The organism is Dyadobacter diqingensis (assembly GCF_024220585.1).
GTDB classification, from domain to species: Bacteria; Bacteroidota; Bacteroidia; order Cytophagales; family Spirosomataceae; genus Dyadobacter; species Dyadobacter diqingensis.
The window spans coordinates 338,604-362,554 of record NZ_JAMXKF010000006.1 but is presented as its reverse complement, the minus strand read 5'-3'; the positions used below and the strand labels follow the sequence as shown (position 1 = coordinate 362,554).

Annotated in this window: 14 protein-coding genes; 12 read left to right on the top strand and 2 right to left on the bottom strand. The window is 43.3% G+C overall.

Going from position 1 to position 23,951, the window contains the following annotated elements; genetic code table 11:
* The first annotated feature begins 5 nt into the window (after nucleotides 1-5).
* From M1L62_RS18560 to M1L62_RS18535, 6 genes are all read left to right on the top strand, one after another.
* The gene (locus M1L62_RS18560) at nucleotides 6-767 is read left to right on the top strand and encodes an NUDIX hydrolase (protein ID WP_254561114.1); all 762 of its coding nucleotides are present in this window, start codon (nucleotides 6-8) and stop codon (nucleotides 765-767) included.
* A gap of 248 nt (nucleotides 768-1,015) precedes the next feature.
* Nucleotides 1,016-3,382 carry a PDZ domain-containing protein gene (locus M1L62_RS18555; RefSeq protein ID WP_254561113.1) on the top strand — a complete coding sequence of 789 codons (2,367 nt, stop codon included), beginning with the start codon at nucleotides 1,016-1,018 and terminating at the stop codon, nucleotides 3,380-3,382.
* A 41-nt stretch (nucleotides 3,383-3,423) separates the two neighbouring features.
* Nucleotides 3,424-5,943 carry a glycoside hydrolase family 95 protein gene (locus M1L62_RS18550; RefSeq protein ID WP_254561112.1) on the top strand — a complete coding sequence of 840 codons (2,520 nt, stop codon included), beginning with the start codon at nucleotides 3,424-3,426 and terminating at the stop codon, nucleotides 5,941-5,943.
* Between the two features lie 100 nt (nucleotides 5,944-6,043).
* A complete protein-coding gene (locus tag M1L62_RS18545) occupies nucleotides 6,044-6,343 on the top strand; it encodes an RNA polymerase sigma factor (RefSeq protein WP_254561111.1) in 300 nt (99 codons plus the stop codon).
* A 90-nt stretch (nucleotides 6,344-6,433) separates the two neighbouring features.
* Nucleotides 6,434-9,205: a family 78 glycoside hydrolase catalytic domain gene (locus tag M1L62_RS18540; protein WP_254561110.1), complete on the top strand. Its 2,772-nt coding sequence runs from the start codon at nucleotides 6,434-6,436 to the stop codon at nucleotides 9,203-9,205.
* A gap of 603 nt (nucleotides 9,206-9,808) precedes the next feature.
* Nucleotides 9,809-10,462, top strand: a complete 654-nt coding sequence (locus tag M1L62_RS18535) for a response regulator (RefSeq protein WP_254561109.1) — start codon at nucleotides 9,809-9,811, stop codon at nucleotides 10,460-10,462.
* Here the strand turns inward: M1L62_RS18535 and M1L62_RS18530 are convergent.
* Nucleotides 10,407-13,475: a sensor histidine kinase gene (locus M1L62_RS18530; RefSeq protein ID WP_254561108.1), complete on the bottom strand. Its 3,069-nt coding sequence runs from the start codon at nucleotides 13,473-13,475 to the stop codon at nucleotides 10,407-10,409. The genes M1L62_RS18535 and M1L62_RS18530 overlap by 56 nt on opposite strands.
* 480 nt (nucleotides 13,476-13,955) lie before the next feature.
* Here M1L62_RS18530 and M1L62_RS18525 point away from each other — a divergent pair, with 480 nt between their 5' ends.
* From M1L62_RS18525 to M1L62_RS18515, 3 genes are all read left to right on the top strand, one after another.
* On the top strand, nucleotides 13,956-16,784 hold the full coding sequence (locus tag M1L62_RS18525; RefSeq protein ID WP_254561107.1) for a T9SS type A sorting domain-containing protein: 2,829 nt from the start codon (nucleotides 13,956-13,958) through the stop codon (nucleotides 16,782-16,784).
* A 101-nt stretch (nucleotides 16,785-16,885) separates the two neighbouring features.
* Entirely contained in the window at nucleotides 16,886-17,521 is a 636-nt protein-coding gene (locus M1L62_RS18520; protein ID WP_254561106.1) for a response regulator transcription factor, read from the top strand.
* A 174-nt stretch (nucleotides 17,522-17,695) separates the two neighbouring features.
* Entirely contained in the window at nucleotides 17,696-18,316 is a 621-nt protein-coding gene (locus M1L62_RS18515) for a response regulator (RefSeq protein WP_254561105.1), read from the top strand.
* A gap of 138 nt (nucleotides 18,317-18,454) precedes the next feature.
* Here M1L62_RS18515 and M1L62_RS18510 read toward each other — a convergent pair whose 3' ends face one another.
* The gene (locus M1L62_RS18510) at nucleotides 18,455-18,856 is read right to left on the bottom strand and encodes an ester cyclase (protein WP_254561104.1); all 402 of its coding nucleotides are present in this window, start codon (nucleotides 18,854-18,856) and stop codon (nucleotides 18,455-18,457) included.
* Nucleotides 18,857-19,192: 336 nt separating this feature from the next.
* On the opposite strand from M1L62_RS18510, the gene M1L62_RS18505 reads away from it, so the two are divergent.
* The 3 genes from M1L62_RS18505 (at nucleotide 19,193) to M1L62_RS18495 (ending at nucleotide 23,731) form a co-directional block, all read left to right on the top strand.
* Nucleotides 19,193-19,732: an RNA polymerase sigma-70 factor gene (locus tag M1L62_RS18505; protein ID WP_254561103.1), complete on the top strand. Its 540-nt coding sequence runs from the start codon at nucleotides 19,193-19,195 to the stop codon at nucleotides 19,730-19,732.
* A gap of 108 nt (nucleotides 19,733-19,840) precedes the next feature.
* On the top strand, nucleotides 19,841-20,866 hold the full coding sequence (locus M1L62_RS18500) for a FecR family protein (RefSeq protein WP_254561102.1): 1,026 nt from the start codon (nucleotides 19,841-19,843) through the stop codon (nucleotides 20,864-20,866).
* A gap of 144 nt (nucleotides 20,867-21,010) precedes the next feature.
* The gene (locus tag M1L62_RS18495) at nucleotides 21,011-23,731 is read left to right on the top strand and encodes a TonB-dependent receptor domain-containing protein (RefSeq protein WP_254561101.1); all 2,721 of its coding nucleotides are present in this window, start codon (nucleotides 21,011-21,013) and stop codon (nucleotides 23,729-23,731) included.
* Nucleotides 23,732-23,951 lie beyond the last annotated feature (220 nt).

The following is a 23,951-nucleotide window of genomic DNA, read 5'->3' as shown; positions in this document are numbered from 1 at the left end:
AGTTGATGAACATATCATATCCGTTAAGCGAACAGGGTTATATCCAGCAACTTTCCATTGACTGTGTTATTTTTGGTTATCAGGACCAAAAACTTAAAGTTCTGGTGCCAAAACTGAACTTTAAAGGCAGCTTTTTTGCGCTGCCCAGTGGGTTTGTTTATCAGGATGAAGATATTGATGCTGCTGCCCGAAGAATACTTCGGGAGCGTACCGGCATCAAGGATGTTTATCTGGAACAGTTTTACGTGACGGGTAAGGCGAGCAGAAACAGCAAAGCCTTCCTGGATCAGCTTATTGAGCTTAATGTGGAATTAATCGGGTCGAAGTCTGAGGATCTAACCGATGAGAGATCCGGAGCCAATGATTACGTCTGGTTTACGCGTCGATTTGTTTCCATAGGTTATTATGCCCTGGTAGATATCAGCAAAGTTGTTGCGCAAAAGACCGATCTGGATGAGTCTATTGAATGGTATGAAGTTGGGCATTTGCCTCAAATGATTATGGATCACAACGAGATCATTGGTAAAGCGCTCGAAACGTTCAGACTTACACTGGATCAAAAAGGTAATGCCTTTAATCTGCTTACGGAAACTTTCACGATGAAAGACGCCCAGCAGCTGTATGAAACAATATATGAAAAGCAATATGCCCGTAATAATTTCCAGAAAAAGATACTTGATTTAGATGTTCTGGAAAGACTGGAAAAGAAGTTTACCGGTGCTGCCAATAAAGCCCCGTACTTGTATCGGTTACTTCGGAAAGGTTAGTGGCTTTAGTGTGGACCATACTTCTCATCATAGTCAGCCGACGAAGATATTTAGGCCCTAATTTGCATCGGTAGTTATCAAACATGTTAAAATATCTTACTACTCGGATAAGAATGCGTGTATTCTATAAAAGAATATATATTTTCTTTGTATAGTTAAATTTATCACAAAAAGGCCCTTGCAGAAGGTTCTGAGGATGATATTTTGGACGACTTTCTGGTATTAACAATCGATATCTGCTTTTTGTTATGACGGCTACAACCCCCGGTAAATTTTTGTGTGTTATCCTGCTCACCCTGTTATTGATTCTTCCGGGCGTTGCAGGCGCGGTTGATATTTATGTGTCAAAAAGCGGGAACGATAAAAATCAGGGCAGTAAGCAAAAACCGTTGGCTACAATTGAGGCTGCGAGAAATAAGGTCAGGAATACCCGTGGGGCGGTGACGGTTTTCATAAGAGGAGGTATTTATTATTTGAATCATGCAGTTGTTTTTAGTCAGCCCGATTCAAGAAAACCCGGCGAAGAAGTTGTCTATAAGGCATTTCCCGGTGAGCATGTCACCATTAGCGGAGCATCGGAAATTACCCCGAAATGGGAGACATATAAAGGCAATATCAAAGGAATGTCGGTTCCCGGCAACCTGCTCTTTGACCAGCTTTATATAAATGAGCAGAAACAACGCATGGCACGTTATCCCAATTTTGACTCGACGAGCAGTCATTTCGGGGGATACTCAGCCGATGTTTTGTCACCGGGAAAAATCAATGGCTGGAAATCGCCCGAAGGCGCCTACATCCATGCCATGCACAAACACGAATGGGGAGATTATCACTATCGGGTAACCGGAAAAAATGCCGACGGGACACTCGCCATGGAAGGCGGTTATCAAAACAACCGCCAGATGGGTATGCATGATAAGTACCGGTTTATTGAAAATGTTTTTGAAGAGCTTGACGCACCGGGAGAATGGTATTACAATAAGAAGGAACAAATGCTGTACGTTTATTCGACAGAGGATTTGTCCGGGAAGAAAATACTCAGCCCTCAGATTAAACACCTTTTCGAGTTCAGGGGCACGTCAGCCAATCCGGTTCGTAACATAGGTCTGGAAGGTTTTGAGTTTGCTCATACTTTACGAACATTTATGGAAACCAAAGAACCATTGCTGAGAAGCGACTGGGCTATCTATCGCGGCGGAACTGTTGTGTTTGAAGGGACTGAGCAATGTTTTGTCAAAAAATGCCACTTTAACGCGGTGGGAGGTAATGGCGTCTTTTTTAACAACTACAACCGCAAAAGTGAGGTTTCAGGTTGTCATATGGAAAACATCGGTGCCAGTGGCGTTTGTTTTGTCGGCGATCCGGCTGCTGTTCGCTCACCGAGTTTTGAATACCATGAATCAGTTCCATATAGTAAAATGGACAAGCAGCCAGGCCCCCAAAGCAATAATTATCCGGCGGAATGTAAAGTCTACGACAATCTGATGCACGGATTGGGGCAGGTGGAGAAACAGATTGCCGGAGTCCAGATTTCGATGGCCATGGATATTACGGTGAGCCATAATACGATTTATAACATTCCACGTTCAGGAATCAATGTCAGTGAGGGCACCTGGGGAGGGCATGTGATCGAATTTAATGACGTTTTTAATACCGTACTGGAAACAGGCGATCACGGATCGTTCAATTCCTGGGGAAGGGACCGTTTCTGGCACCCCGACCGGGAGGTGATGAACAGACTAACGACTGACCATCCTGAAATCATTCTGCTCGATGTGCAGAAAACCATCGTCATCAGAAACAACAGGTTCAGGTGTGATCATGGCTGGGATATTGATCTTGACGACGGGAGCAGCAATTATCATATCTATAACAACCTGTGCCTGAACGGCGGACTGAAACTACGCGAAGGCTTTCAGCGTGTGGTTGAAAACAACATTATCATCAACAACTCCTTTCATCCGCACGTATGGTTTGCGGCCAGCGGTGACGTTTTCAGGAAAAATATTGTAACAAAACCGTATTTTCCGATCCAGATAAAAGAATGGGGGAAAGAAGTGGATTATAACCTTTTTCTTGATCAGTCTGCACTGGAAAAAGCGCAATCGAATAAGACAGACCAGCATAGCCTCGCCGGTGATCCGCTTTTCGTTGATGCGGTGCATGGAAATTATCAGGTAAAACCCGGAAGTCCTGCTTTGAAACTTGGCTTTGTCAATTTTCAGATGGATAATTTTGGTGTTGTTTCTGTTGAATTGAAAGCGAAATCAGCGCGGGTTCCTTTGCCCAATATCAATAACAGCCTTGATGATAAAAATATGCAGGATGTTGTCTGGCTGGGTGCAAAGTTTAGAAATGTCAATGGTCTGGGAGACAGATCTGTCTATGGGTTGCCCGACGAGAAAGGAGTAATTCTTGAAACCATTCCCGAGGGAAGCATTCTTTCCAAATCGGGGTTGAAAAAGGGAGATGTGATTCGTTTGCTTAACAAAAAGGATATCACCAACGTGTCAGACCTGATCAATGTTTTTCAGGAGGTCAACTGGATGGGGCACTCTGAGGTGGCTTTTTTCAGAAACCAGCAGTTGAGCAGCGAGACGGTCTCATTCAAATAAGTACAAAATATTTTATGTCTAACTTTTATAAATTCAAAAAATTGAAAGCTTCCGTTTACCTGATCCTGTTCGCAACCCTGCTTCTGGGTTTTTCCTTTGAAAGTTCTGCCCAGCAGGATCTTAAACTTTGGTATAAACAGCCAGCACGCAACTGGAACGAGGCTTTGCCTGTTGGAAATGGCCGTATTGGTGCCATGGTTTTTGGCAGGGTTAATGAGGAATTGATTCAGTTGAACGAAGAAACGCTCTGGTCGGGCGGTCCGGTGAACAATAACCCCAATCCGGGTGCCGTGAAATATCTGCCTCAGATTCGTAAGGCTTTGGAAAACGAAGATTATAAACTGGCGGAAGACCTCACGAAGAAGATGCAGGGGCTTTTCACGGAATCGTACGAGCCGCTGGGAGACCTGGTTATCAAACAGGATTTTAAAACTGCACCATCAGCCTATCGGCGGGAACTGGATATTTCAAACGCCCTGTCCCTGACCACTTTTACGGTTGACGGTGTGGAATACAGCCGGGAAATTTTTATTTCGGCCGCCGATCAGGTCATGGTTGTCAGACTTAAATCCAGTAAAAAAGGGACACTTAATTTTACGGCTTCAACGAGCAGTCCGCTGGTTTACCATAATGTGGTATTGGCTGCTGATCAGCTGGCGATGAAAGGTCAGGCGCCTTCACACACGGACCCAAGTTATATGCAAACGATGGAAATTCCGGTCGTATACAACGATCCGTCACAGTGCCGGGGGATGCGTTTTGAACTTAGGGTAAAAGTGAAAGAATCGGATGGCAAGGTGGTAACCGATACTGCCGGTGTACACATCAGCGATGCCAGTGAAGTCGTCTTACTTCTCTCTGCGGCTACCAGTTTCAATGGTTTTGATAAATGTCCGGATAAGGAAGGTAAGGATGAAACATTACTGGCCGACCAATATCTGAAACCCGCTTTGGCAAAAAGTTTTGAGACTATCAAAAGCGCTCATATTGCAGATTATCACGGGTTTTTTAATCGGGTAAGTCTGGTTTTAAATGGTAATCCCAAAACGGATCTGCCGATGGATGAGCGTCTTAAAAACTACACCGAAGGGGCTAAAGATCCTGCTCTGGAATCTCTTTACTTTCAGTTCGGGAGATATTTGCTCATTTCAAGTTCGCGTCCCGGAGGTATCGCGGCCAATTTACAGGGAATATGGAATCATCAGGTGCGTCCGCCATGGAGCAGCAACTTTACGACCAATATCAATGCCCAGATGAACTATTGGATGGTTGAAACCGCCAATTTATCGGAGCTTCACACCCCGCTTCTTGATATTATCAAACAGATGGAGGTGACCGGCACGCAAACGGCAAAGAATTTCTACAATGCAAAGGGATGGGTCGTTCATCATAACTCCGACATTTGGGCAACATCCAATCCGGTGAGCGGAAGTCCTTCCTGGGCTAACTGGCCGATGGGCGGTGCATGGCTTTGTCAGCATCTTTGGGAACATTATCAGTTTACGGGCGACAAGCAATTTCTTTCCAGGGAAGCTTATCCGCTTATGAAATCGGCAGCTTTGTTTTGTCTCGACTGGCTGATCGAAGATAAGAACGGTAAACTGGTTACTTCGCCTGCTACCACTCCCGAGAATATTTTCATTGATGACAAGGGTTATAAAGGAGCTGTTTCAGTTGCAACGACGATGGATATGGCCATTATCTGGGATTTGTTCACAAACCTGATCGAGGCTTCTGAGCGCCTGGACACAGATTCGGAATTTAGAAAACTGTTGGTTGAAAAACGCAGCAAATTATTTCCGATGCAGATTGGCAAAAAAGGAAATTTACAGGAATGGTATAAGGACTGGAATGAAGCAGAACCTGAGCATCGTCACATTTCGCATTTGTTCGGATTATTCCCTGGCAGACAAATTTCTCCGCTTAATTCGCCGGCTTATGCACAGGCAGCCAGAAAAACCATGGAGCTTCGCGGCGATGGTGGCACAGGATGGAGCAAAGGCTGGAAGATCAATATCTGGGCAAGGCTGTTGGACGGGAATCATGCTTACAAACTCATCCGTGAGCAGCTGAAACTGACTGGTGTTGAGGGGACCAACTATGCGAATGGTGGGGGCACATATCCGAACCTCTTTGACGCACATCCGCCTTTCCAGATAGACGGCAACTTTGGAGGCACATCAGGAATTACCGAGATGCTGGTGCAGAGCCACGATGGTTTCGTGAATATTTTACCTGCTATTCCTGATAACTGGACCAGCGGTGAGGTGAAGGGAATGAAGGCTCGCGGTGGTTTTGAGGTGGATGTGATTTGGAACAATGGCAAAATTACGCAGCTGACGGTACGTTCGAAATTGGGAGGTAACTGTCGTATCGATGTTCCTAATGCAATAAAGGCAAGCGGGAAAACAAATATAAAGATTGCCAAAGCTGAGAATCCGAATGCATTTTATAAAGCGGTTCAGGAATCTGCTGCGGATCGGGTTATCAGAAAAAACAGACTTGTTTATGATTTTGTAACGGAGGCTGGGAAAGAATATATTTTTAAAGCAGGCAAGTAATTATCGTTCGTTTTGAAAATGTTTCCGAAAGGTCTTGGCGGTATTGAAAGGTGTATCTCAGTTGTAAAGGATTGTTTACTTTGATTAAATTGGTCATCATATGATTCAAAATCAGGAAGATATTTATTTATTTGCTCTGGTCCGGAAGGGAGATAAGAGCGCTCTTGAAAATCTTTTTAACAAGTATTACAGCGCTCTTTACCGTTTCGCTTTTTGTCTCACCAAGAAAAAGAGCACGGCAGAGGAAGTCGTTATCGACGTTTTTGCTGCAATCTGGGAAAAACGGGAAGTGCTGGCAGCCGACAAAAACATTGCTTACCATTTGTTTACGTTGACTCAGCGGAAAAGTGCTGATTGCGGACAAGAGAAATTATTTTCTCTTGCCGAAAAATCAATTTGATTTTTTCATTCAACCAGAACACAGTAAAGGAAACCCCGCCGATTTTTTAGATGGAATCCGGGAAGTTATTAATGCTCTTTTTTATTTCTCATGCAAAGATTATTCAGGTCGGGTACTTTGGTTTTTTTGTTGGTTTTCGTTTGTATCAGGCTTTCTGCACAGGTGTCAGTGTCAGGGTTAAAGTGTGAGTATGCAGCTGCGCCAACCGGCATTCAGGCAGTTCGGCCACATTTAAGCTGGATACTTGAAGCAGCTAAGAGAAATACACAGCAGACTGCTTACCGGGTGCTTGTGGCTGACGAACAAGCCTTACTTCAAAAAAATGTTGGAAATATCTGGGATTCGCAAAAGGTATCGTCTGCCCAATCGCATCAGATCAAATTCGGCGGTAAACAGCTCGATCCTGTTAAGCAGTATTATTGGAAAGTCATGGTTTGGGATAATCATGGGCAGGTATCAACATGGAGCTCATCGGCGACCTGGCAGATGGGTTTGCTCGCAACCTCGGACTGGCTGGGAGCGCAGTGGATTGCCTATGAAAAATTGCCTGATTCTTTGAAAATAGTACCTGCAATTGACAATCCGCGCGATCCGAGATGGCACAAGGGAAATGATGTTTTGCCTCTGCTCCGGAGAGATTTAAACGTAAAAAAGAAAATCAAAAAGGCGACGGCGTTTGTAAGTGGATTAGGGCAGTTTGAAATGAGCCTTAACGGCGAAAAAGTGGGAGATCATTTTCTGGATCCGGGTTGGACGCAGTATGATAAACATGCTTTGTATGTAACTTTTGATCTTACTGAAAAATTAAAACAAGGCCGAAATACACTGGGTTTTATGCTCGGAAATGGATTTTACTTTATTCCCGGCCACAGATATCACAAGCTGAAAGGTGCCTACGGATATCCAAAAGTGATCTGCCGGATCGTCATTCAGTATCAGGATGGCTCTTCGGAAAATATCGTTAGCGACAAGTCATGGAAAGTTTCCGCCGGCCCGGTTACCTATTCGAGCATTTATGGAGGAGAAGATTACGATGCCACTTTGGAACAGCCTGGTTGGAACAAAGCGGGTTTCGATGACCGTAAATGGCAACAGGCTGTCATTGTTGATGGTCCAGCCAGGTTGGATGCACAAACAGCGGCACCATTGAAAATTTTTGACCAGTTCACACCAGTGAAAGTTACACAGCCCAAGCCCGGTGTCTGGGTATACGATATGGGACAGAATGCTTCCGGTATTCCTCGCATTACTGTGAAAGGCAGAAGGGGAGAAGTGATCAAAATAACACCTGCGGAGTTAATTTATGATAATGGTCTGGTAAACCAGTCGGCCGTTGGAGCGCCTGTTTTTTTCAACTATACACTTAAGGGCGATGGTATGGAAAGCTGGCAGCCCCAGTTTATGTATTATGGTTTTCGTTACATTCAAATCGAAGGAGGTGTTCCGGAAAATGAATTAAATCCACAGCAATTGCCGTTGATTTCAGAGGTGAAAAGCCTGCATACACGAAATTCAGCGCAAACGATCGGGGAGTTTTCCTGTTCAAATGTACTTTTCAATAAAACCTACAAGCTGATCGACTGGGCTATAAGAAGCAACATGGCTAGCACCTTAACAGACTGTCCTCATCGTGAAAAGCTGGGATGGCTCGAAGAAGCTTATTTGGTAGGCAGTTCTATCCGGTACACGTACGACATCGCGACCTTATGCCGGAAAATAGTAAAAGATATGATCCATTCTCAAACTCCCGAAGGTCTCATTCCTGACATTGCTCCGGAATTTGTTGTGTTCGGTGGCGGTTTCAGGGATTCACCGGAGTGGGGGAGTAACGGGGTTATCATGCCGTATTACCTGTATCAATGGTATAACGACAGAGAAGTACTTGCCGAGAGTTATGAGATGATGACACGTTACGTGGCTTATCTTGGTAGTAAATCAAAAAATCACATGCTCAATTTTGGGCTTGGTGACTGGTATGACCTGGGTCCCAAAGATCCAGGTGTGTCGCAGCTTACACCTGGTGGGATAACAAGTACGGCTACTTATTACTATGATCTAAAAATCCTGGCCGAGGTCGCTTCTATTCTGGGTAAAAATGAGGATGCCCTGAAATATTTGGATTTGAGTCTGGAGGTGAAAAAAGCGTATAATAATAAGTTTTTCAACAAAGAGACGGCTCAGTACGGAACAGGCAGTCAAACCGCTAACGCTATTTCAGTCTACATGGGGCTCGTGGAAGATCAGTATAAAGAGCGGGTCATCGAAAATATCGTGAAGGATATTCATGCGCATGGCAACGGCGTTACGGCGGGTGATATTGGTTATCGGTATTTGTTGCGAGTGCTTGACGAGCATCACAGATCCGATTTGATTTATGATATGAACAGCCGGTCCGATGTTCCCGGATATGGGCTTCAATTAGCCAAAGGTGCCACCTCGCTCACAGAATCCTGGCAGGGTAACACCATATCTTCTAACAACCACTTCATGCTGGGGCATTTGATGGAATGGTTTTACAGTGGGCTGGGAGGGATTAAGGCGGCTGCTAATTCACCGGGTTTTCGGGAAATTGTGATCCGTCCCGAGCCGGTTGGCGATGTAAATCATGCCCAAGCAAGTCACATGTCTCCTTACGGCATGATCAGGACCGACTGGGAGAAAAATGCCAGCTCTTTCAAATTGAAAGTACGGATCCCGGTTAACAGCACCGCTGTTGTGTATCTGCCAGCCACGCAACATTCAGTAGTAAAAGAAAATGGGAAAATATTATCTGATCGGTCGGAGCTGAAAAACCTTGGATTTCTGGAAGGCAGGATGATGGTGAAAGTTGGGTCGGGAGAGTATTTGTTTTCGGTTGAGTAGTTTGAAATCCTTTTAGGATCACGGCTGTTGTTTCAGGAATATCTCACGAGCTAGCTCTCTGTACGAAAACAATTATTTGAGGATTGCTTACCTATCAAATCACCTTTACAGAATTCAGGATTAGTTCTTAAAAACAAGTTACTCAGATTTTCACAGGCCTAAGCGGCTTCTGTTTCTCCTTCTGTCAAATCAACAGCAGTGATTCTTTTATGTTGTCTCGCCAAAACCGGAAAATATTTCGATGATTTGGTTCAGCGATAACGTCTGCAAAATAATCTTTGTATTTTTTAAAAAATGGCGTTCGAGATCGTTGCCTTCATATGCGATTTACAAGCTAAGCAGTATAAAAGTGCTTGAAATAACCAAGCTGAAATCCCTACCAAGCGCATTTTAAACCCGTGTTTTTACTAGTCACAAAAAAAATGAGTTTTTTTTGTGACCAAACCTTTAAACTTACGTCTACGCTTTAAATCATAGAAAAAATACGATAGCCGGTATTAATTTTTTCTATTTAATAAGAGGGTTATTTAGGAAAATTAGAGATTAAATCGGTTATCGTAGTTTTAAACCCGAAAGAATTATTTCTATTAAAGTGAATACGTTATGCATAAAATTTTAATTGCTGACGACCATATTTTGGTTCGGCTTGGTATGGAACTGGTGGTTAAAGAGGTTTTAGGCAGTTCGGTTATGGTGGATTTTGCTTCCGATGGCAGGGAGCTTTATGAAAAACTGGCTTCAAAGGAATATGACATACTTATCTCTGATTTAAACATGCCCGGCATGGAAGGCCTTGGCATGGTTGCCAACGCTTTAAAGATCCAAGATAAGCTTCGGATATTACTTGTCAGCGTTAACCCGGAGACAATTTTTGCACATCGTTATCTTAAAGCCGGCGCCTTTGGGTATATACAGAAAGGAAATTCGGATGAAGAATTGAAGCGGGCAATCTATGACATCAGTATCGGGCGGAGGTATGTAACCAGCGGTCAGGCAGAACAGTTTACCAATGCCTTTTTAAATGATATTCCTTCCAACCCATTTGACACTTTGTCGGCCCGGGAGTTTGAGGTTGCGCTTTTGTTACTTAAGGGCAATGGTGTGCTGGAAGTGTCGACCGCACTTTCAATCAATTCTTCAACCGCAAGTACTTACAGAGGACGGGTTTTTGAGAAATTGGCAATTAAAAATGTGATTGAGCTCAGTCAGCTTGCACGCCGGTATCGGGTCGTAGGTGATGATACAATGTTACGCTAAATGTGCTGCCGTGCCCGGATGTTTCAATATCCAGCCTGCCGCCTATTTTTTTCAGCATTTTCAGTATCAGCATACTGCCAATTCCGTCATTCCCCGGCACGCGGTTTTCGTCAGTAAAGTAATTTATTTGCGTTTCACTGAGTCCGGAACCTGTGTCGGACACGGCAATAGTTATCGAATTGTCGTCGGATATCGTATGAATTGATACCGTTCCGTTTCGGGTATTTTTGTTTGCATTATCGATGAGGTTTCTGATGATTAGCGTAAGTATTTGATAGTCGGACTGACATGTCAGGTTTGTTTCGGGAATGATGAGTTGATTGCCTCTGTTGTTTACAATGTCGGTATAAAGTCCACTGATTTCGTTGAAAAGCTCCTGGAGAATGATCGTTTTGATGGATATTTTGAAATCTTCATGCTGACTTGTAGCCCACGTGAAAAACTGTTCCGTAAATATCCGGAGTGCCTGGGCTCCACTTTGCAATTCTCCGAGTTTTTGACTTAACGTGTCCGCGTCAATCAATTTGTGATTGACTACCAGATAGTTGCTTATGGTGCCTAAAAAACTGATCGGTGAACGCAAATCATGAAGAACCATGGTAATGACTTTGTCCTTTACCCGTGTACTGCGTAAAAGTGCGGACTCCGACTGAGCCAATTCTTCAACTGCCGCGCTGAGCTCCTTGGTTCTTGCAGTTACAAGCTGCTCCAATTCCTTCGATTCTTTCCTCAGTACATTTAATCGCCGGCGGACAATGAGGTGTGTCACAATTCCGAAACCTGCCAATAGCAGCAGATAAAACCACCACGTATTGTAAAACCAGGGTTTTACTTCGAGTTTCATTTCAAGTGTTTCGTGGTTATTCCCCGCTTTTCCGGATAACCTTCTGACGATAATTTTGTAATTCCCGGGCGGAATGCGACTCAATTTGATCTCACCGTTTTCGGGAACGGTATTCCAGATATCGCTTAGACTGAAAATCTGGTATTCCAGATGAATATTTTGCGGGTTACCAAAAAACGGACAGCTGACATTCAGGGATAATCCAAAGAAGTCAGGAGATACGCTGATTTGACCGGATGTTATTTCGCTGATTTTATTATTGATCAACAACCTGTCGATGTATATTTTTTTATCAGGATAGGCAGGACGTATTTTGTTTGGATAAAACCATACCAGCCCATCAATCGAGGGGAGAGACAACATGCTGTCTTTCATCCAAAGATATGCCGGGTCGCAGCCACCGTTGAATTCGTTGGTATTCAGCCCGTTTTCTTTGGTCAGGATATAAAAATAAACGTGGTCGGTTTTTCCGTGGGCATAAGCAATCAGATCAGCTTTTGAAACCTTAAATAGCCCGTTATTTGTCGGCAGCCAGAAATATCCCAAGCCATCATCGATAAAAGCATGGACTATTTTTAGCGACTTTTGAGCACCGGGCGGTATAGGGTAGAGTTTCCCTTTTTCATACAAATAAACCCCCTTTCCATAACTGGCAATCCATAACCGACCCTTATCCTGGTATATCGCTCTGATTTGTAACGAATCAAGTATTGATTTGTAAATGATTTTTTGGGATAGATTGTACCATTTCAGACCAGATTCGGTAGTCAGTAAAAACGAATTTTCATTCAATACGGACAAACTCACGGCTTTTACATTTGCCGGTAGTTTGTGCCAGAACTTCACGGTGTCGGCGGCGAGCTGACCGACTGAGTTTGTTGTACAGAAAATCAGGTCGCTGTGGTGTGGGAAAATGGACCGGAGTCTGCTCTTCAAATTTAGGATCGTCATGGATCGGCGTGTTTTCAGATCATATTTTTTAAGCACGAAATTCTGCTCATAATACAACTGATCATTTTGGTTTATATAATTAGCCACGCCATCTTCGCTTTTCAATGGGAGAAAAACAGACGTTCCATTACGTGAAAAGAGTCCATCCTTTGAGAAAATACGTCCATCCTGCGTCCTGACCTGGCTGTAAAAGCTTTGTGTGGTTATCTCATTGGGGATGTTCGGGTAGTTGAAAAGAGGCAAGGTAAGTACATATAATCCTTTGGTGGACGAGCCCAGGTAATATTTCTGGTACTGGGGATAATAGTAAATACAGGTTAGATTTGGGATATCAACCTCACTAAAAACCTCACGGGCGATGAGCTGTTTTGGTTCAAAAGAGATGCGATAAAGTTTTTTGCCTGAATATACGAACGTCCCGTTTTCGCACCAGAGCAACTTATACTTGCCCGCAAGATAGTCTGCATTGTTTTCAATGTCGCCCTGAATTTTTGTGACCGCGTCAATGGCTGTTCCATTCTCCCATATTTTTGCTTCGTTGTTTTTCCAAAGCTGAATGAGGTAGCTATTTCCCAGGCAGGCCTCCTGACTTTTGTGGTCCGATCTGGTCTTGATACCGATTTGTAATAGTTTATCCTTTTGCACATAGTACAGTTCATTCTCATGGTATACATAAATGTCTCCGTTAGTCGGACTGTGGATTTCGATCTGCCCGGGTAGTTTTGCCGGGTTTTGTAAAGCTTTTTTCAGGCTGTCCAGTCTCGGACTTAACACGAGATAACCGGTGGTCGATATATGTTTTCGCTCATTCTTAATCAATACCGGCATCGGAGCCGTGTTGCGGCTTTTTTGAATTACCAAAAGTGTTTGCATATCACCGGCTTCTGCATACAAATTCCCCTTTGGATCCGTTGCCATTCTTTGTATTCTCTCAGAGCGTAAGCCGGGGATATCTGATGAACTCTGTATGTTAAACGTTTTTCCGTCAAACCGAACAATACCCATCTCGGTGGCAAGCCAGCAATACCCGGCTTTGTCAAATTTGATATCCTTAACACTGTTTTGCGGTAGGCCGCTATCGGTGTTGAAATTGACAATGTCAGGATTTTTTTTCTGGCCCCGGCAGGGTATGTACAATAACAGGAAAAATGCAAAGTGTATTTTCAACAATTGAAAATAATGATGTCTTGGCTTATTCAGTTTCTCTAAAACTGACATCAGAGCAATGTAAATCGAAAAAATTCTAAGTATTATCATCAACAAAAGTCGGGTTTGACCCAAATTTATTGATATAAAATAATTTACAAGTTCTTTTATTGTAGGATTTAAGCTACATAATGTAGGCTTATTTCTTTAAGCTCAGCATGCTCTCTTTGAAGAAAAAAGTAATCCCAATGTCGTGTACGCATGTTTAGCTTTTAAAATATTTCTCGGATCAATGAACGTATATTAGTGATCGTTGATGTAATTGATTGTTTATTTTGCGCCAAAGTATTTTCAGTACCGACATCGTGAAGCTTACGCGCTACATGCTTGCGGCTTTTCGGCTATTTTTCCCGTCTTTCCCTCTTCGCAATTTTACATCCATTCAGGGCATCACCGTAAGGAGTGACCCTCGATTTCATGGGAGCAATTCTGCTCGGACAGCTAACAAATTTTCGTATACCCAAAACACGTTTTAACAATTCAGCACTATTTATGGCAAAAATTATCCGAAACTGCAATGTAAGATTGCTAATGTTCTGCATTTTGAGTCTATGCCTGACCGTCCAAACGGTTTCCGCACAGGGTGGGCTAACGATCACTTCCCCTGCCACCGTTGTGCAGGCAACCTGCCCTTCCAATGGAGGGTTTACCATACATGATAACGGTGGTGCAGGTGTTGTTTATCAGATAACATCCGGCCCGGCGGGTTATCCTCCCGGCGCACAGGATAGTAATACTTTTGCTGATTTGTTACCTGGCGAGTATACCGTGAAGGTGTACTATTTGGCAGAACCGACCAACGCTGCCACCGAAAATATTACCATTCTGGATCAGTACGTTGATGTTACTGCAAACTCGGTTGTGAGTAAGATATGTACAAGTGCAACTCCCGGCGGAACAATCACGACCACTGCCAGCAATGGAAGCCCGGCCTACCAGTACGCTTATTTTCAGGGAGATCCGGGCATGGCTGACAATGACCCCGCTATTGTCTATGGCACATCGAATATCTACGTTGCCTTAACGTACGGCACTTACAATGTGCGTGTCAAGGATGCCTGCGGGGTGTTTGTTACGCAGCAGGTGAGTATTGAAAAAAGTTATCCGGAAGGTCTTTGTATCAATCAGGCTTATCCTAAATATTACCTGCTGAATTGTGATCAGGTCAAAAATGATATCTATGTCCGCTTTTATCTGGCCAACGGTGTGGACCTTGCTTCATTGCCGGATGCGGGTATCGACATTGATGTATACTACAATACCGGCACTTGTGACGCTCCGGTTGAGGGAAGTTTTGTGAAAACAGTGCATTTTGGCCCGACCTCGGAGTCACCGGATATGCTTGTTCCTAACAAAAGCAATTTGATTTTTAAATTAAGAACGCCTTGTGGAGATGTCTGTTCTTATTGTTATGAATACGATCCGGCACAACAGGACATGGATGTTGCTGCCAATATTGAGGCAATTGACTGCCCTGCAACGCCGGGAGGGCCTATCAATTATGGGATTTATGCCGATGTAACCGAGCTTAGTGTCATTCCGATTACTTATGTGTTAACGAATAGCAGCGGTGTAGTTGTGGATACCTACACAACTTCTTCAACGGACCGTAACAATACAAGTGCCTATTTTAACGGACTTACCTCCGGTACTTACACCGTGACAGCGACGGATGCCTGTGGAAAAACGGACTTTCAGGTCGTGACGCCTGAGGGAGGCACACCGGGAGTTCTTACAGGCGTTCCGTCTACGTACGTAGGCTGTGCGACGATCAATGACAGAACAACGATGAATGTAAAAATTACGGGTGTTATGGCGAATCTGGCAGGTGCGGTTGCAAAGATTATCGCGCCAAGCACTTCGGGCGTAGGTACAGTGGGTTTTAATGGAGGTGGTGGTAATTATATATGGGCGGACGTAATCCCAGGTGGAACCTACACGATTCAGGTCGACAATCAATGCGGACAGACGGCTACGATAACGGTAACCCTTCCGATGGGCAATGTTCAGGACCAGCATATCAACGCGACTGTTGAGCAATTATGCGGAGGTACTGGTAATGTTAACATTGATTTAAGTTTGGAAGGGAATGGTTCGGTGAGTTTTGACTTGCTGGATGCGGCCAATAATATCGTGGGCTCCGGAACCGCGCCGGGTGGCTCTTTCATCAATTTGCCTGCCGGTACTTATCATGCTGTGGCTCATGTAATGGGTTGCGGACCATATGATTTTACCAAATCCGATATTGTTATCTTACCAGGTGGTTCTCTTCCTGTTATCACAAAAAAGCTGGGGGTGTATTGTGAGACAGGGACGTCGAAACTTGGTGCCAACGGAAAGGCAATTCTGGCTTTTTACGGTGCGCAGCCTTTGAAAGTTGACTTCCGCTTAACCTCCGGAACCGATGCAGATTATGTAAACCTTACCAACGATTCGGATGGAACGGAAACCATTGACGGACTGGAGACAGAAACTTCGTACACTATCAGAGTTACGGACGCATGCGGAAATTCAACGGTTGTACAGGTTTCAACGGGCTTGTTGGGAGCTATCTCTACTGAAAACACCGATAGCCCGTGTATTGAACATCCTTATACACTGAGCGTTCCGGACATGGTTGATGCCACCTACTCATGGACAAAAGACGGCGTTTTTATCTCCGGCGAGCGTGTGATTGATTTCCCAAGTTATGCCGCGGGTGATAATGGCACCTATGTTTGCACGATCGTCGTTGCTGGTTGTGTTACCCGTACCGCCACCACTATTCTGAACAGCGCCAATTGCACACTGCCTGTGACGCTTGTTAAATTCCAAACGCAAAAAGAGGGAAATGCGGTCCTTTTAAATTGGTCGACCACGATGGAAACAAATGCTGATCATTTCAACATTGAAAGAAGCCATGATGCAAAAGAATGGAAATACCTTGGGGCAAAACCTGCCAAAGGTGAAAGCAACGGACTGATCAATTATTCCTTTACAGACATCAGTCCGCTGCCGAATTTAAACTATTACCGTCTCAAAATGATCGATAAAGATGGTACCTACGCTTACAGCCGAATCCAAAGTATTGATTTTGATGGTGATGCACAATTTATCTTCTATCCCAATCCAGCCAGCAAGGTTTTGTTGATCAAAGGACAATTATCCGATGAGATCAGAGAGCTTTCAATTACAAATTTAAACGGAGTAACTGTTTATAAATCAAATCATTTATCACCGGCGGGAGTTAGTATTGAAAACTTTCCAAATGGGATGTACCTCATTAAGGCCATTAAAACCGACGGAACACAAATCACACACAAAGTGGTGGTTAACAAATAGCAGGAACACAGTAGAGTTCAATGCTAATTTAAATATTGATCAGTCAGGCCTTTGAAATTATTCAAGGGCCTGATTAAAAAAACGCTATTCAAATACACATTATGTCCACGATCATCATTGTTGAAGCCCGCCCTTTAATACGCCGGTCCATGGTAGCTCTGTTGGGTGAGTATTATAAAAATTGCAGCCTGATAGGCGTAGATGACATCGACGAATTTTATACCTCTGTTTCTTTAAATAGGAGTGATGTTATTTTCCTGATGATCAATCAGATTTCAATCGAAAATGAACTGAGCGTTATAAAGAAAATAAAACTTCAATATCCCGGCGCTTCGCTTGTCACTTACGATCAGGGGGCTGGGTTTAACATGGCTTTTTCCTATCTAAAATCCGGCGTACATGGTTATCTGACATCGGACAATGATATGGAGGATTTGATCAAGTGTGTCAAAATCGTTTCAGAAGGAGATCACTTTGTTGATCCAAGGCACCTGGATACTGTGGTTGACAGTCTGATCAAACAAAACAAATTAAAAAGAAGAGTTTCCCAAAAGCACATGACCCTGACGTCCAGGCAGCATGAAGTTGCTGTATTATTAGGGCAAGGAATGAATGCATCACATATTGCCGAAAAGCTAGGACTTAAAATCTCCACCATCAGCACCGTCAAAACAACCATTTTTACCAAACTCGGCATCGACAATATTCTCAAACTAAAAGAAATGCTGGAAGGATAAAACCTTTTCGATAGCGATTGAAATTTGTCCGGCCTCTAACCAAAATATCCCCCTGAATCGGTATTGTTTGAATTGAAATAATCAATGTTTTAAAACAGCAAAAGGAACACCAGACTGGCTAACAAACTTAACTGAATTCGCTTTTTTGAGACAATTAAAGTTTAATAAAACGTTATGACTAATGTGTTAATTATTGACAGACATCCGATTTTACGCAAAGGGTTGTCTTTATTTCTCAAAGAACATTTCAGAAAGATCACCATACTGGAAGCCAATACGCTTACAACTTTTGAAGAGATTTATTTGAATCAAAAAGTTGACTTGCTGATTATCGGAATCAATCAAAACCCCGGTTTTGAAGGGGTGCATGAAGTAATAGAATTGAGAAAAAGATTTGCTGAAACAGCGTTGATCATCTATGACGAAAACCCGAAAGCTACCTTGATTCTGGAATATTTGAAGACAGGCATAGATGGTTATTTAGGCAAGCAAAATGGCCTTGAAGAACTGCTGGAATGTATAAATTATGTAACCAACGGGAACCGGTATCTTAGTAACAGCCTCCTGGCTGTGATGCTGAACGGTTATGAAGAAAAAATAGTAGCGCCAGAAAAAACAAGAGTGACACTTACGTCACGGGAGTACAAAATTGCCAAACTCCTGAGCCAGGGAATGAAAACTTCCAAAATTGCAGAAATGCTAAACAGAAAATCCTCCACCATCAGCACGGTAAAAAAGACTATTTTTAAAAAACTTGGCGTGGAAAATGTTGTCCAGTTGAAAGAGATATTTTGAATATCGTCTGGCAGGTTTGAAAAATAAATTGAACCTGCCAGACGTATTAAGTAATCAATTGATTTTGAGGTTATTAAATACGGGAAGAACTCTTTCGAACTCACAGGATTTAGTTTTGCAATTGCTCCAAACTTATTTTTACGCAGGCACTAATTTTTGTCCCAGTTGTTCCTGCATTGACAAGAAGTCGTAGTTATTCCATGCCTGAGCGATTTTCCCTGATTCAACTTTTATCATGCAAAGGCCGGGAACAATGACCACTTTGTTGCTTGAAGTATGTGTCGCCGTGATAACAGTCCTGGCACATTCCATGTCGTCCTCTGAAACGACATCTTCCACATCTATTCTTATGTTGTGGAATTGACCTGTGAACTCTTCGAAAAATAGTTTAAAACCGGGCGCTCCTTTCAGATTATTCTCAGTTACAATACCATAAAATTCGGCGTTGTCAGTCATAAGCAGGTCAATTGCATCTTTTTTACTTTGGTTCCAAACTTCATCAAACCATCGATACAATAGAGTGGATTGTATATTGCGCATGATACAAAAGTTTAAGGGGTGAATTTAATTGGATAAAGCGGAATTGATATGCATCCTACTTATTTTTTTGTATATAATGTGTTGATATTCAGTATATTTTATTGCTGATTGCCCAAAGTCTTAATCGGGCTATATACCTGGACGTTTCATGGCCCGTACACAGTCCCTTTTTTGACAGATAGCATTTTTACTAGTTGCGGACCGCCGCCTCCCAAGTTGCACTGTTACATAATTTGCGATAAAGCTGCCACAATTCTCCACATTATTTTCACCAGAAATTTGCGATTCATCTTCTTATCATTCACTTTTGTATTTAGAATAAATATAAATAAAAAAATGACGGAATCCGGGTCGATGTTTAATCAGCGGTTTTTTCTGGATAAGGAAGCATTTGAAAGCATTTACCGATCACACTGGCGAATGGTTTTCGGTGTTTGTTTTCGGTATTTAAAAGATGAAGAAATAGCTAAGGAGCTTGTTCAGGACATTTTTGAATCGCTTTGGAGGCGGAAAAACACTGTTGAGATCCACGATTCTATTGACAAATATCTTGCAGGTGCCGCTAAACTGGCTGTATTCAATCATCTTCGAAATGTCACGCGGCAACCTGAACTTTCATCTTTGTTTGAATCGAATCCGCAGATTTCAACCACTTGCACGGAAGAAGAAATTCTATGTAATAACCTGAGCGAACGTGTTGTATCGTTATCAGATTCACTTCCGGAGAAATCGAGAGAGGTGTTTGAAATGAGTCGTAATCAGGGGCTTAGTAATAAGGAAATCGCCATGTCGCTGCTTATTTCTGAAAACACCGTGAAATACCATATCGCTTACGCGCTGCGCTTTTTTAAAACCGGCCTCAAAGAATTTATTTAATTTTTCCTTTCCACCTACCCGTTGCCGTCCGTTTTGCAACATATTGGAGAGGGCGAGCCTGACAGATCGGAAGACCACTGCCGGTTTCGCCAAAACCGATAATAAAAAATGGAGATAACGAGGGAGCTGTTGGAGAAATATCATGGTGGTCGCTGTACAGCAGAGCAGAAAAAGGCGGTAGAAGACTGGCTGAACGGGCAGCATTTGGAAACAGATTTTCCAGTGGGGATGGGTGATGGAAAAATGATCGAAAATGATATTTGGAATTCGATGTCGGAGCATCTGGGCTTTGCTAAAAATGAAAAATCAGATGCGCTGTCGCACCAATATCCCGAAAGTTTCCGGAGTAATTTTCATATCCCTGCCTGGCTTGTGCGTCTCGCAGCGTCAGTTTTGCTTCTGGTAGTATCCGGATATGTCTTATGGTTTGTGTCAAACCGACAGTTTGCGGGCAAAAATATTACTCAGATTGACACAAAATCTCCGGCAAGGGCATACGTAACCATGGCAACCAAACCAGGTGAAAGGAAACAGTATGTGTTACCGGATGGTTCGCGGGTGACGCTCAATGCAAACAGCGAAATCAGATACCCTGCGTTGGCGCTATTGACAGACACGCTCCGGACGGTTTATTTGAAAGGGGAGGCATTTTTCAGCGTTGAAAAAGATCCGGACCGACCATTTGTTGTGCATACGAAGCGTTCGCTGACCCGGGTGCTGGGTACAAGATTTAATCTGAAAGCATATGAACGGGATCACTGCGTAACACTGGTTGTTCAGGAAGGCAAGGTAAGATTTTTAGATGCTGCTAATAAACGGCAGCTAATTCTGACGGCTAACCAGCGTGGCGTTTTGGATCAAACGGACTTACTGATAAAAGATAACGTATATGCCAACAGGTATTTGGCCTGGAAGGAAAATAAACTCGTTTTTGAAAACCAACCGCTATCGGCAGTGGGAACAGCGCTCGAAGCCTGGTACGGCATTGATGTCGTGATCGATAATCCTCAGTTGAAACTGAACCGCTATACGGGTTCATTTGCCGATAAGCCAGTCAACGAAGTACTTGAAGCCATGCGTTACGCCGTTGGATTTAAATATGAAATCAAAGGGAAAAAAGTAATAATATATTGATCATTAAAATGCCGGAACTCAATACATCATAAAGTACAAAACATAATATTTCAAAAGGAAAAACCCGGTGCTTCTGTCGCCAAACGTTACACCGGGCCAATGCCGAATAATCGTTTTTCAAATTATTAACATTTTAACAAAAATATGAATCTCTGTCTTAATCCGGGCATCGCTCCGGTTAAAAGTTACGCCTGGTTTAAAGGTTTATCGGTCCCCATCATTGCCATACTGCTGGTTTTATTCAGTACCAATCCGCACGAAAGTATTGCGCAAAGCAGTATTCTTGATAAAAAAGTTACGTTAGAATTATCGGAAGTAACTATTTTCGACGTGCTTACTGCATTGGAAGAGCAGACCGGTGCATCGTTTTCTTATAGTAATACCAATTTGAAGACCAGTCGGAAAGTATCCGTAAATTATAAAAATATCACACTTCAGGATGCCCTGCGGCAGTTATTGGGAGATCATTTAAGTAAAGTCAAGGTAAAAGGCAACGTGATTAATCTTCAGGGAAGCGGGACCTTAAAAGGAAGTATAAAAACTTCGGATGGCAAGCCAGGTGCGTTGGTGAATGTGTCGATAAAAGGTACCGGGAAGGGAGCGCAAACGGACGAAAAGGGAGAATTTATCATCAGGAATATTCCCGGCGGAGAATATGATATGATCATTCAGCTACTTGGTTATGAGCCGATTGAAAAAAGGATTGAAATTGACGCTGATCGGACCGCTGTACTGGAAACCATTTATCTAAACGAAGACAGCCGTGACTTGCAGGAGGTGATAATCAGCGGTGATATCAACAAATTTTCAAAAAAGGAAAGTGATTATGTCGCCAAACTGCCAATCAGCAGTCTTGAAAATCCACAGGTATACAGCGCCTTATCGAAGACACTATTTACCGAGCAGCTTATCACGGATTTTGGTAATATCGTCAAAAATGCGCCCGGTGTTTATAAAATTCAGGCAAATCGTGGTATCAATTCTGATGGCGCTACTTTCTATGCGCTGCGTGGTTTTAGAACCGAGGTATCCCTGGTAGATGGTGTTCCCGTGCAAACAAACGGCGAATTTGATCCTGTGAATGTGGAGAAGGTCGAAGTAATTAAGGGACCGTCGGCTACTATGTTTGGCAGTTCGGTGACTTCATTTGGCGGTCTGATGAACATCGTCACAAAAAAGCCAGTCGAAATAGCTGGTGGGGAAGTAGGTTATACCACCGGCAGTTACGGTCTTAATCGCCTGACCGCAGATCTTTACAGCCCGATCAATAAAGAAAAAAATCTTTTGCTAAGGGTTAACACGGCTTATCAAAACCAGAATAGTTTTCAGGATGCGGGTTTTCGGAAAAGTTTTTTCCTGGCGCCTTCCATTGAGTACCGGGTTAGCAGCAAACTTACGCTTAACCTGAATGCCGGGATTTATAGCAGTGAAATGACAAGTCCGTCGGCAATTTTCCTGAATCGCACACGTCAGTTTGTGGCACATGTGCCGGATGAACTTGGCTTTAACTGGAACCGCTCTTACACGAGCAACGACCTGACAATGAAAACACCGACGATTAATGTTTACGGTCAGATTAAATACCGGTTATCGCCAGGATGGATTTCACAGACCAATTTTTCAAGTAATACGAGAAAGTCAGACGGCTTTTACCAGTATCAGTTTATCCGTGGTGCCGTGGCAGACACTTTGCTGGAACGAAATATCAGTCTGCAAAATACGACCAACAACGCAATTGATATTCAGCAGAATTTCATCGGCGATTTCAAAATTGGGTCGATGCGAAACAGATTGGTCGCAGGTTTGGATTTTCTAAACCGGACAATTAACAACAGCAACTCGCCATACATTGTTTTTGATAATGTGAGCGGGATCCGAAGTGACGCGAATTACACCAAAATATCACGATCCGCGGTAGAGGCAAAACTGGCCGCCAGTACGGATGCACCAGTCAAAAATTATAACTCCGGGAATGTGTACAGTGCCTATGCTTCCAACGTCCTTAATGTTACGGACAGGTTACTGGCGATGATTAGCCTGCGTATCGATCACTTTGAAAACAGGGGAACACTTAATCAGGCGACCGGTACCTATGTGGCAAATACCAAGTATAAACAAACGGCGGTTTCTCCGAAGTTGGGTCTGGTATATCAAATTGTGAAGGACCAGCTTTCCATATTTGGTAATTACATGAATGGGTTCTTCAACGTGGCGCCGGTAACACAGCCGTTGCCGGATATTTCAGGTGTGTTCAAAGCACAGCAGGCCAATCAGTTAGAAGGAGGGGTGAAGATGGAAATATATCAGAACAAGTTAAATCTGACGATCAGCTATTACGATATTCGTGTAGATAATCTCACACGAACGGACGTACTGGTAAGGGACGGGAAAAATTACAATGTTACTATTCAGGACGGAACGCAGTATAGCAAAGGTGCTGAGGTGGAGTTGATCGCCAATCCTGTAACGGGACTTAACATGGTGGCGGGTTATAGCCACAACGACAGCAAGTTTACCAAGTCGGCAGCGGCACTGGAAGGCAGAAGACCCGGGGCGGCCGGACCGGCCGATCTTGCCAATGTATGGGTAAGTTATAGTTTGCAACGGGGCAGGATGAAAGGCATCGGCCTTGGTATCGGGGGTAATTATGTCAGCAAACATTTAACTTCTAATTCTGCAATCACCGGAGTTTTCACGGTTCCATCCTATACGGTACTGAATGGTACGGCATTTTACAATACCAAAGCGTGGCGTCTGGGTATTAAATTCGATAACCTGACGAATGAACGTTATTTTGTGGGTCAGGGGGTATTGAGCCCGCAATTACCGAGAAATTTCTCTGCTAATATTGCTGTTAAATTTTAGTGAAACTGTAATCAGTTTAGATAAATAGTTGTCCAAAAGCACCTGTGGGCCGGATAAATGTCCGGAACGCAGGTGCTTTTGGTTTATTCCCAAGTTTATTGAATAATGGTTTAGAAAATATTTTCGGGATATTAGACCTTATCACGAATTATTTTGTAGGCCAGTTTTGCAGTCGGCTATCAGCAATCGGCGGGGCCGCCGCGACAATCGTCTAAAATTT

What these genes read in the sequence shown, in the direction of transcription:
- M1L62_RS18540 (WP_254561110.1), top strand. Translation starts at nt 6,434, where the DNA reads ATGCAAAGATTATTCAGGTCGGGTACTTTGGTTTTTTTGTTGGTTTTC.
- M1L62_RS18525 (WP_254561107.1), top strand. Translation starts at nt 13,956, where the DNA reads ATGGCAAAAATTATCCGAAACTGCAATGTAAGATTGCTAATGTTCTGC.
- M1L62_RS18560 (WP_254561114.1), top strand. Translation starts at nt 6, where the DNA reads ATGAACATATCATATCCGTTAAGCGAACAGGGTTATATCCAGCAACTT.
- M1L62_RS18495 (WP_254561101.1), top strand. Translation starts at nt 21,011, where the DNA reads ATGAATCTCTGTCTTAATCCGGGCATCGCTCCGGTTAAAAGTTACGCC.
- M1L62_RS18500 (WP_254561102.1), top strand. Translation starts at nt 19,841, where the DNA reads ATGGAGATAACGAGGGAGCTGTTGGAGAAATATCATGGTGGTCGCTGT.
- M1L62_RS18520 (WP_254561106.1), top strand. Translation starts at nt 16,886, where the DNA reads ATGTCCACGATCATCATTGTTGAAGCCCGCCCTTTAATACGCCGGTCC.
- M1L62_RS18555 (WP_254561113.1), top strand. Translation starts at nt 1,016, where the DNA reads ATGACGGCTACAACCCCCGGTAAATTTTTGTGTGTTATCCTGCTCACC.
- M1L62_RS18515 (WP_254561105.1), top strand. Translation starts at nt 17,696, where the DNA reads ATGACTAATGTGTTAATTATTGACAGACATCCGATTTTACGCAAAGGG.
- M1L62_RS18535 (WP_254561109.1), top strand. Translation starts at nt 9,809, where the DNA reads ATGCATAAAATTTTAATTGCTGACGACCATATTTTGGTTCGGCTTGGT.
- M1L62_RS18545 (WP_254561111.1), top strand. Translation starts at nt 6,044, where the DNA reads ATGATTCAAAATCAGGAAGATATTTATTTATTTGCTCTGGTCCGGAAG.
- M1L62_RS18505 (WP_254561103.1), top strand. Translation starts at nt 19,193, where the DNA reads ATGACGGAATCCGGGTCGATGTTTAATCAGCGGTTTTTTCTGGATAAG.
- M1L62_RS18510 (WP_254561104.1), bottom strand. Translation starts at nt 18,856, where the DNA reads ATGCGCAATATACAATCCACTCTATTGTATCGATGGTTTGATGAAGTT.
- M1L62_RS18530 (WP_254561108.1), bottom strand. Translation starts at nt 13,475, where the DNA reads ATGTCAGTTTTAGAGAAACTGAATAAGCCAAGACATCATTATTTTCAA.